The organism is Dactylosporangium sp. NPDC051485, from assembly GCF_040682015.1.
Lineage (GTDB): Bacteria > Actinomycetota > Actinomycetes > Mycobacteriales > Micromonosporaceae > Dactylosporangium.
This window is the reverse complement of record NZ_JBFAZW010000198.1, coordinates 1-10573: the sequence shown is the minus strand read 5'-3', so window position 1 is coordinate 10573 and position 10573 is coordinate 1. Positions and strand designations below refer to the sequence as shown.

Here is a 10573-nt window from a genome sequence, read left to right as displayed (position 1 = left end):
GACGCGGCGCAGTCCCTGGCCCGCCGGGTCGCCGGCCTGTCCGCCGCCGACCGCGAGCACGCGCTGCTCGACCTGGTCCGCGGGCACGTCGCCGCGGTGCTCGGCCACGCCTCCGCCGGCGCCGTCGACACCGCGCGGGCGTTCACCGAGATCGGCTTCGACTCGCTCACCGCGGTCGAGCTGCGCAACCGGCTCACGGTCGCGACCGGGCTGCGGCTGCCGCCGACGCTGGTGTTCACGTACCCGACGCCGGCCGACCTGGCCCGGCACCTCGGCGCCGAGATCGCCCCGGCCGCCGAGGCCGAGCCGCCGGCCGCCGAGGAACTGCGCCGCCTCGACGCGGCGCTGGCCGCCCTGCCCGCCGCCGGCGACGTCCGCGACGGCGTGCTCAAGCAGCTACAGGCACTGGTCCGCAAGTGGGACCGCGCCGAGGAACCGCCGGCCGTCGACTGGATGTCGGCCGAGTCGGTCACCGACGACGACATGTTCGAGCTCCTGGACCGGGAGCTCGGCCCGGCCGGGAACGCGTGAGGGGAGCGCCCGTGATGCCCGACGAACCGCGCCGCAAGGCGATCGCCGCGGACTACTTCCGGCGGCTCAACGACGGCGACGCCGACGCCGTCGTCGAGCTGTTCGCCCCCGAGGGCCGCATCGAGCACCCGCTGGGCAGGCCGGCCCGCCGCGGCCGCGACGCCCAGCGCGACTACGCCGCCGCGCAGATCCGCGACCAGGTCCGCATCGAGACGGGCCTCATGGTCGCCGCCCAGGACGACCGGCAGGTCGTCGTGCCGCACACCGTGAGCCGCGGCGGCGGCCCGGACCGCCCCGCGATCGGGATCCTGCGCATCGGCCCGACCGGGCTCATCGAGCAGCTCCGCATCCTGGAAGGGACAGACCGTTGAGCACGACCGGAAACCTCGAGAAGGCCGACTTCGAGCGCGAGCGCAAGACGCTGCTCGTCTCGCTGCACGCCAAGGCGCTGGACTGCGCCGCGGCCAAGCCGGTGCTCGGCGACCGCTCGGCGGCCGCCGCGGCGCAGCGGCTGGACTACGACTACGCGCAGCTGCGGGTGCGCACCGACGACGCGATCGCCATGGTGATCCGGGCCAAGCAGCTCGACGACTGGACGGCCCAGTTCCTCGCCGCCCATCCCTCCGCCACGGTACTGCACCTGGGCTGCGGCCTGGACCGCCGCTGCGACAGGGTCGAACGCCCCGGCGGCTCGGCATGGTTCGACGTGGACTTTCCCGACGTCGTCGAGCTGGCGGGGCGCCTCTACCCGGCGGCGCGGGGGCAGCGGTACATCGGCGCCGACGTCACCGACGAGGGTTGGCTCGACGAGATCCCGGCCGGCGGCCCGGTCATCGTCGTGGCCGAGGGCCTGACGATGCTGCTCACCGAGGCCGAGATGCGCACGCTGGTCGAGCGCGTCACCAAACGGTTCGGCCATGGCGAGTTCGTCTTCGACGTCTACAACACCATCGCCATCCGCTCCATGAACCGGCACCAGACCATTCAGGCCACCGGCGCCGAACTGCGCTGGGGCGTCGACGACATCAACGACGTCACCGCCTGGGCGCCCGGGCTGACGCTCGAGCAGGAGTGGTTCATCGTCGGCTCGCCGTACATCGGCCGGATGCCCTTCACCTCGATCCTCATCTCCCGGCTCATGCACCTGTCCCCGAAGCTGCGCCGGTTCAGCCGGCTCGTGTGCATCGGCTTCTGACCCCGTTCGGCTTCGGCAAGAGAGGAAGCGCCGACCATGGCGACGAGTAACGAGGACAAGCTGCGGGAGTACCTGCGCCGGGCGATGTCCGACCTGACCCAGACCCGCCAGCGGCTGCGCGAGGTGGAGGCGGCCGGCCACGAGCCGATCGCCATCGTCGGCATGGCCTGCCGTTACCCCGGCGGGGTCAGCACCCCGGAGGAGCTCTGGGCGCTCGTCGCCGGCGGCGTCGACGCCGTCTCCGGCTTCCCCACGAACCGCGGCTGGGACCCGGACCTGTACGACCCCGACCCGGACGCCCTCGGGCACAGCTACGTCCGCGAGGGTGGCTTCCTGCACGACGCCGCCGACTTCGACGCCGCCTTCTTCGGCATCTCGCCCCGCGAGGCCCTGGCGATGGACCCGCAGCAGCGGCTCGTGCTGGAGACGGCGTGGGAGGCCTTCGAGCGGGCCGGCCTGGACCCGTCCGCCCAGCGCGGCAGCCGCACCGGCGTCTTCGTCGGCGCCGTGGCCACCGACTACTTCTCCCGCCTCGACGAGTTGCCCGAGGGCATGGAGGGGTACCTCGGCACCGGCAACATGACCAGCGTCGCCTCCGGCCGGGTCGCCTACGCCCTGGGCCTCTCGGGCCCGGCGGTCACCGTCGACACCGCCTGCTCCTCGTCGCTCGTCGCCCTGCACCTGGCCGTCCAGGCGCTGCGCACCGGCGAGTGCGCGATGGCCCTGGCCGGCGGCGCCTCGGTCATGCCGACCCCGGCCGCGTTCGTCGAGTTCAGCCGCCAGCGGGCGCTCGCGCCGGACGGGCGCTGCAAGTCCTTCTCCGAGGCGGCGGACGGCACCTCCTGGTCGGAGGGCGTCGGCATGCTCCTGCTGGAGCGGCTCGGCGACGCCCAGCGCCTCGGCCACCCGGTGCTGGCCGTCGTGCGCGGCTCGGCCACCAACCAGGACGGCGCCAGCAACGGGCTCACCGCGCCCAGCGAGCCGGCCCAGGAGGGGGTCATCCTGGCCGCGCTGGACAACGCGCGGCTGGGCCCGGCCGACGTCGACCTGGTCGAGGCCCACGGCACCGGCACCCGCCTGGGCGACCCGATCGAGGCCCAGGCCCTCCTCGCCACCTACGGCCGCGACCGGCCCGCCGGCCGCCCGCTGTGGCTCGGCTCCATCAAGTCCAACCTCGGCCACGCCGGCCCGGCGGCCGGGGTCGCCGGCGTCATCAAGGTGGTCCAGAGCCTGCGGGCCGCCACCATGCCGCCGACGCTGCACGCGGGCGTGCCGACGTCCAATGTGGACTGGTCGGCCGGCGCGGTCGAGCTGCTGACCGAGGGCCGGGCCTGGGAGGCGGCCGACCGGCCCCGCCGCGCGGGCGTCTCGGCCTTCGGCGCGAGCGGCACCAATGCCCACGTGATCCTGGAGGAGGCGCCGGCCGCGCCGGACACCCCCGGGCAGGACAACGGTCCGGTGCCGCTGGTCGTCTCGGCCCGTTCGTCCGCCGCGCTGCGGGCGGCCGCGGCCCGGCTCGAGCGGCGGCTGGCCGGCGACCCGGAGCTGAGCCCGCTCGACGTGGCGGCCTCGCTGGCGACCGGCCGGGCGGCGCTGGAGCACCGGGCGGTCGTGGTGGCCGCGGACCGCGCCGAGGCGCTGGCGGGCCTGGTGGCGCTGGCCGCGGGCGAGCCGGCGGCGAACGTCCTGGAGGGCTTTGCCGGTGAGCCGCGGCGAGCGGTGTTCGTCTTCCCGGGCCAGGGTTCGCAGTGGGTCGGGATGGCGTCCGAGCTGTTGGCCGACTCCCCGGTGTTCGCCGAGTGCGAGCGGGCCCTGGCCCCGTTGGTGGACTGGTCGCTGCGGGAGGCGTTGACCGACCCGGAGTTGTTGGAGCGGGTCGACGTGGTCCAGCCCGTCTTGTGGGCGGTCATGGTCTCCCTCGCCGCGGTCTGGGAGTCGCACGGTGTGGTCCCGGCGGCCGTGATTGGTCATTCGCAGGGTGAGATCGCGGCGGCGGTGGTTGCCGGTGGTCTGTCCATTGTGGATGGGGCGCGGGTGGTGGTGTTGCGGTCGAAGGCGCTGCGGGCTATTGCCGGCAAGGGCGGGATGGTCTCGGTTGCGGTGCCGGTGGACCGGGTGCGTGAGCTGATCGACGACCGGATCTCGATCGCGGCGGTCAACGGTCCGTCGGCGACGGTGGTGGCCGGCTCCGTTGAGGCGTTGGACGAGTTCATGGCCTCCTGCGGCGATGACGTCCGGGTGCGGCGGATCCCTGTGGATTATGCGTCGCATACGCCGCAGGTGGAGGAGTTGCGTGCGCAGATTCTGGCTGACCTAGCGGATATCAGGCCAGCGGCGGGTCGAACTCCGTTCATATCTGCGGTGACCGGCGAGGTGCTGGATATGTCCCAGTTGGATGGGACATATTGGTACACGAATCTTCGGCAGCCGGTGCGGTTTGACGATGCCGTGAACACCGCGCGTGGCCTCGGGCTCGATGGGTTCATCGAGTGCAGTGCCCACCCGGTCCTCGCGCTCGGCGTGGGGACGCTCCGTCGGGATGACGGCGGGTTGCGGCGGCTGGTCGCCTCGCTGGGTGAGGCGTGGGCGCAGGGGATCGGGGTTGACTTCGGGGCGCTGCTCGAGGGTGGGCGGCGGGTGGACCTGCCGACGTACCCGTTCCAGCGCCGCCGCTACTGGCTGGAGGCCCCCGAGCCGAAGGCGGCGGCGGCCCCCGCGGCCGACGACGAGGAAGAGGCCCGCTTCTGGGCCGCCGTCGAGCAGGCCGACGTCGACCTGCTCGCCCAGGCGCTCGGCGGCCGCGGCGAGGCGGACCTTCTGGAACCGGCCCTGCCGATGCTCGCCGACTGGCGCCGCCGCTCCCGCGACCGCGCCGTCCTCGACGCGCTGCGCTACCGCATCGTCTGGGCCGCCGTGGAGACCAGCCCGCCGGTCATGTCCGGCACCTGGCTGCTGCTGGAGCCCGTCGGCGGGGTGGCCGCGGAGGCCGTCGACGCCTGCGAGCGGGCCCTCGTTGCGCACGGTGCGACAGTGGTACGGCACACCGTCGACCCCGCCACCGCCGACCCCGACTCGATCGCGCTGCCGCTGCAGGACGCCTACTACGACCATTACGACCTGATGGGCGTGCTGTCCCTGCTCGCCCTCGACGAGCGCCCGCTCGCCGCCCACCCGGAGGTCCCCGCCGGCTACGCCGCGACCGTCGCCGTGCTGCAAGCGGCGGTGCGCGCGGCCGACACCACCGGCGTCGAGGTCCCGCTGTGGTGCGCGACCCGGGGCGCCGTCTCCGTCGGGCGCACCGACAAGCTGCAGCGGCCCGGGCAGGCCCTCGCCTGGGGCCTCGGCCGGGTCGCCGCGATGGAGCACCCGCGCCTGTGGGGCGGCCTGGTCGACCTGCCCGAGCGGCTCGACGACGCGGCCGGTCAGAAGCTCGCCGCGGTACTGGCCGGGGTCGACGGCGAGGACCAGGTGGCCGTGCGCAACTGGGACGTGCTGGTCCGCCGGCTGGTCCGCGACCAGCTCGGCGACACCCCGCCCGCCCGCGAGTGGCGCCCCCGCGGCACCGTGCTCATCACCGGCGGCACCGGCGGCCTCGGCGGGCAGGTCGCCCGCTGGGCGGCCCGCTGCGGCGCCGAGCACCTGCTCCTGCTGAGCCGGCAGGGCGGCGACGCCCCCGGCGCCGCGGAGCTGGCCGCCGACCTGGCCGGGAGCGGCGCCGCGGTCACCATGGCCGCCTGCGACGTCGGCGACCGCGAGGCGCTGGCCGCCGTGCTCGCGCGGATCCCGGCGGACCAGCCGCTGCGGGCGGTCGTGCACACCGCGGCCCAGCTCGACGACGGCATGATCGAGTCGCTCACCCCCGAGCGGATCGCCACCGCGCTGCGGGCCAAGGCGGCCGGGGCGGTCAACCTCGACGAGCTCACCCGCGGGGCCGACCTCGACGCGTTCGTGCTGTTCTCCTCCTCCGGCGCCACATTCGGCACGGCCGGACTGGCCAACTACGCGCCGGGCAACACCTTCCTCGACGCGTTCGCCGAGTTCCGCCGGGCCCAGGGCCGCCCCGCCACCTCGGTGGCCTGGGGCACCTGGGGCGGGGCCGGCATGGCCTCCGGCGGCGCCGCCGAGCGGGCCCGGCTGCAGGGCGTCTACGAGCTGCCGCCCGCGGTCGCCACCGCCGCCCTGCAGCAGGTGCTCGAGCAGGACGAGACCACCGTCGTGCTCATCGACATCCGCTGGGAGACCTTCGGCCTCGGCGCCGCGGCCGGGCGGCGCACCCACCTGTTCGACCTGCTGCCCGACGCCAAGCGCGGCCTGGAGCCCCGGCGGGCCGAGCCGGGCGCGGCCGGGGCGGGCGCCGCGCCGGAGGAGCCCTCCGCGCTGGCCCAGCGGCTGGCCGGGCTGGCGGCCGGCGAGCGCGACCGGGTGCTGCTCGACCTGGTGTGCGGGCACGCCGCCGCAGTGCTGTCCCACGGCGCGGCCGACGGCGGGATGCTCGACCTCGTCCAGCCCAACCGGGCGTTCCGCGACCTCGGCCTGGACTCCCTCGGCGGCGTCGAGCTGCGCAACCGGCTCGGCGCGGCCACCGGCCTGGCGCTGCAGCCGTCGCTGGCGTTCGACTACCCGACCCCGGTGATCCTCGCGCAGTACCTGCGCGAGCAGCTGCTCGGCGACGAGTCCCCGGTCGCCTCGGTGCTGGACCGGATCAACCAGCTCGCGGCCGACCTCGACGCCGTCGAGGGGGCCGACGCCGGCACCCGCGCGGCGGTCGCCGCCCGGCTGCGCACGCTGCTGGGCCGGTGGGGCGGCGGCGCGGCGGACGACGGCGGGGAAGAGGACCTGGCGGAGGCCACCGACAGCGAACTGTTCGAGCTGCTCGACGACGAGCTCGAGACGCCCTGAACCGAACGCCGAACGCACGACTGAGGGAGCGCAACGGCAATGGAAGCTGAGGACAGGCTCCGCGACTACCTCCGGCGGGCCACCACCGACCTGCGCCGGGCCCGCCGGCGGATCCAGGAGCTGGAGCAGCCGGGCCCGGTCGCGATCGTCGGCATGGCCTGCCGGTTCCCCGGCGGCGTCGCCTCGCCGGAGGATCTGTGGGAGCTGGTCCGCTCCGGCACGGACGCGATCTCGGCGTTCCCGGCCGACCGCGGCTGGGACCTCGACGCGCTCTACGATCCCGACCCGGACCGGCCCGGTGCCTCCTACACGCTGGAGGGCGGCTTCCTCGCCGACGCGAGCCGCTTCGACGCCGGCTTCTTCGGCATCTCCCCGCGCGAGGCCCTGGCCATGGACCCGCAGCAGCGGCTGGTGCTGGAGACCGCGTGGGAGGCGATCGAGCGGGCCGGCATCGACCCGCACTCGCTGCGCGGCAGCCGGACCGGCGTCTTCGTCGGCGGCGCCTCCCTCGGCTACGCCGAAGGGCTCGACGACGTGCCGGACGGCGTCGACGGGTACCTCGGCACCGGCAGCGCCACCAGCGTCACCAGCGGCCGGGTCGCCTACACGCTCGGCCTGGAGGGGCCCGCGGTCACGGTCGACACCGCGTGCTCCTCCTCGCTGGTCGCCCTGCACGTGGCGATCCAGTCGCTGCGCTCCGGCGACTCGACCCTCGCCCTGGTCGGCGGCGTCACCATCATGCCCACCCCGGGCATGTTCATCGAGTTCAGCCGCCAGCGGGGGCTGGCCCGCGACGGCCGGTGCAAGCCCTTCGCGGCCGCCGCCGACGGCACCGGCTTCGCCGAGGGCATCGGCATGCTCCTGGTCGAGAACCTCGCCGACGCCCAGCGACACGGCCACCGCGTCCTGGCGGTGGTCCGCGGCTCGGCCATCAACCAGGACGGCGCCAGCAACGGCCTCACCGCCCCCAACGGCCCGTCCCAGCAGCGCGTGATCCGGGCCGCCCTGACCGTGGCCGGCCTGGCGGAGTCCGACGTGGACGCGGTCGAGGCCCACGGCACCGGTACCACCCTGGGCGACCCGATCGAGGCCCAGGCGCTCCTGGCCACGTACGGGCGGTCCCGCCCCGCCGACCGTCCGCTGTGGCTCGGCTCGGTCAAGTCGAACATCGGCCACACCCAGGCCGCCGCCGGCGTCGCCGGCATCATCAAGATGGTCATGGCGCTGCGCCACGGCGTCCTGCCCCGGTCCCTGCACATCGACGCCCCGACGCCCAACGTCGACTGGTCCGCGGGCGCGGTGCGGCTGCTGACCGAGTCCCGCCCCTGGGCGGATCTGGACCGTCCGCGCCGGGCGGGCATCTCGTCGTTCGGCATCTCCGGCACGAACGCCCACGTGATCCTGGAGCAGGCCCAGCCGTCGGACGCGCCCAGCGCGGAGCCGCTGCTGCCCGTCCTGCCGCTGCTGATCTCGGCCCGCACGGAGCGCGCGCTGGCCGCGCAGGTCGAGCGCCTCAAGGACTCACTCTCCGACGAGGTGCCGCTGGCCGACGTGGCCTGGACCCTCGCGAGGGGCCGGGCGGCGCTGGAGCATCGAGCGGTTCTTCTTGGCGACGAAAAGGTCAAGGATGTAGTCCGGCCCGGCCGTCTGGGTTTCGTGTTCGGTGGCCAGGGCGCCCAGCGGCTCGGCATGGGCCGTGACCTGATCGAGGCGTTCCCGGTCTTTGCCGAGGCGTGGTCGCAGGTGTGTGCGGAGCTGGATCCGTCGCTGCCGGGCGTTGTGTTCGGTACGGATGAGGGCCGTCTGGCGAACACCTTCTACGCGCAGTGCGGCATTTTCGCCTTCGAGGTGGCCATGTTCCGGCTCCTCGAATCGTGGGGCATCCGCCCGGATGTGGTCGGCGGGCACTCCATCGGTGAGATCGCGGCCGCGCACGTGGTGGGGATCCTGTCGCTGCAAGACGCCTGCGCTTTGGTGTCGGCGCGTGGCCGGTTGATGGCTGCGTTGCCGCCCGGTGGAGTGATGGTTGCGGTTGCGGCGTCGGAGGACGTGGTGGCGCCGTTGCTGGACGGCGACGTGGATCTCGCGGCGGTGAATGGTCCCGAGGCTGTGGTGCTGTCCGGGACCGCCGAAGCCGTCGACCGGGTTGTGGCGCAGTTGGAGGTGCGGACGCGGAGGCTGCGGGTTTCGCATGCGTTTCATTCGGTGTTGATGGAGCCGATGCTGCCCGAGTTCGCCGAGGTGGTTTCCACGCTGACGTTCTCCCAGCCGCAGATTCCGGTGGTATCGCAGGAGTGGACCTCACCCGAGTATTGGGTGCGGCATGTGCGGGAGACGGTGCGGTTCGCCGACAGCGTGGCGGCGATGGGGGCGGTCACGTTCCTGGAAGTGAGTCCTACGCCGGTGCTCACGCCCGTCGTGGATGAGTGCATTCCCGTGGTTCGCAAGCACGCCGGCGAGGTGCTCGGGGTGGTCGAGGCTGCCGCGCGGGTGTGGGCGCGCGGGGTTGCGGTCGAGTGGCCGCTTGCCGAGGGGCGGGCGGTGGACCTGCCCACGTACGCGTTCCAGCGGGAGCGGTTCTGGCTGGCCTCCCGGGGCACGGCCCCGTCGGGGAGCGACCACCCGCTGCTCGGGCCGATGGTCGGGCTGGCCGGGTCGGACGAGTCGGTGTTCTCCGCGCGGCTCTCGGTCGGGGCGACCGGCTGGCTGGCCGACCACGCGGTGCTCGGGTCGGTGCTCTTCCCCGGGACCGGGTTCGTGGAGCTGGCGCTGCGGGCCGGGGCCGAGGCGGGCGTGGGCCGGCTGGCCGAGCTGACCCTCGAGGCGCCGCTGGTGCTGCCGGAGCGGGGCGCGGTACAGGTGCAGGTTCGTCTCGGCGCCCCCGATGACGCCGGGCGACGGGAACTGGCGGTGTACTCCCAGTCGGCCGACTCCCCGTGGACGCGCCACGCCACCGGCCTGCTCGGGCCGGACGAGCCCGTGCCGCCCGCGGAAGACCTCGCCGCCTGGCCGCCGACCGGCGTTGTCGCTGTCTCCGTCGAGGGCTTCTACGCGGGGGCCTCCGAGTTCGCCTACGGCTACGGCCCGGCGTTCCAGGGCCTGCGGGCGGTGTGGCGCCGCGACGACGCCGTCTACGCCGAGGTGGCGCTGCCCGACGACCTGCACGCCGACGCCGCCCGCTACGGCCTGCACCCGGCCCTGCTCGACGCCGCCCTGCACGCCATGGGGTTCGGCGACTTCTTCCCGGCCAACGGCGACGTGCGGCTGCCCTTCGCCTGGACCGGTGTCTGCCTGCATGCCGTCGGCGCGCCCCGGCTGCGGGTGCGGGTCACCCCGGCCGGGGAGGGCGCGGTGCGCATCGAGGCGGCCGACGCCGACGGCTGGCCCGTCGCCGTGATCGAGTCGCTGGTCCTGCGCCCGGTCTCGGCCCAGGCGCTGCGCTCGGCCCAGGCCGCCGACGACCTGTACGCGATCGAGTGGACGCCCCTGCCGCTGCGGGACGCCGAGGCACCGGGACCCGAGATCCTGCTGCTCGGCGGCGCCCCGGCCGACGGCGTGCCGGCGGCGGTGCGCGCGAACCTGGAGCGGGCCCTGGCCGAGCTGCAGGACTGGCTGGCCGACGGGGACAACGCCGACGCGCGCCTGGCGGTGGTGACCCGCAACGCGGTCGGCGCCGACCTGGCGATGGCGCCGGTGTGGGGCCTGGTGCGCTCCGCCCAGGCCGAGCACCCGGACCGCCTGCTGCTGGTCGACCTGGACGACGCCGCCGACCCGGACGCCCTCGGCCCGGTCCTGGCCGCCGCGGTGGCGGCGGGGGAGTCCCAGCTGCTGCTGCGCGACGGCGCCGTGCTCGTCCCGCGCCTGGTCCGGGCCGAGCTCGGCAGCGCGCCGGCCGAGGGGCCGTGGGGCCGGGGGACCCGGGGCGGGGGCCCCCCCGACCGGGGGGCG

General features: G+C 74.9%; 5 protein-coding genes. All 5 read left to right on the top strand.

Going from position 1 to position 10573, the window contains the following annotated elements; all coding sequences use genetic code 11:
- On the top strand, positions 1-531 hold a 531-nt coding region (locus tag AB0M46_RS49970), incomplete at its 5' end, for an acyl carrier protein (RefSeq protein ID WP_363348570.1).
- Positions 532-545: 14 nt separating this feature from the next.
- A complete protein-coding gene (locus tag AB0M46_RS49965; RefSeq protein ID WP_363348568.1) occupies positions 546-902 on the top strand; it encodes a nuclear transport factor 2 family protein in 357 nt (118 codons plus the stop codon).
- Positions 899-1726 (top strand): class I SAM-dependent methyltransferase, encoded by an 828-nt coding sequence (locus AB0M46_RS49960; RefSeq protein WP_363348566.1) that lies wholly within the window; start codon positions 899-901, stop codon positions 1724-1726. Before AB0M46_RS49965 ends, AB0M46_RS49960 begins: the two co-directional genes overlap by 4 nt.
- A gap of 36 nt (positions 1727-1762) precedes the next feature.
- Positions 1763-6625, top strand: coding sequence for a type I polyketide synthase (locus AB0M46_RS49955; protein WP_363348564.1), 4863 nt, complete (start codon positions 1763-1765; stop codon positions 6623-6625).
- A 39-nt stretch (positions 6626-6664) separates the two neighbouring features.
- A partial coding sequence (locus AB0M46_RS49950; RefSeq protein WP_363348562.1) for a beta-ketoacyl synthase N-terminal-like domain-containing protein occupies positions 6665-10573 on the top strand: 3909 nt, incomplete at its 3' end.

Excerpts from the sequence above, each read along its gene's own strand:
- AB0M46_RS49965 (WP_363348568.1), top strand. The coding sequence starts at position 546 with ATGCCCGACGAACCGCGCCGCAAGGCGATCGCCGCGGACTACTTCCGG.
- AB0M46_RS49955 (WP_363348564.1), top strand. The coding sequence starts at position 1,763 with ATGGCGACGAGTAACGAGGACAAGCTGCGGGAGTACCTGCGCCGGGCG.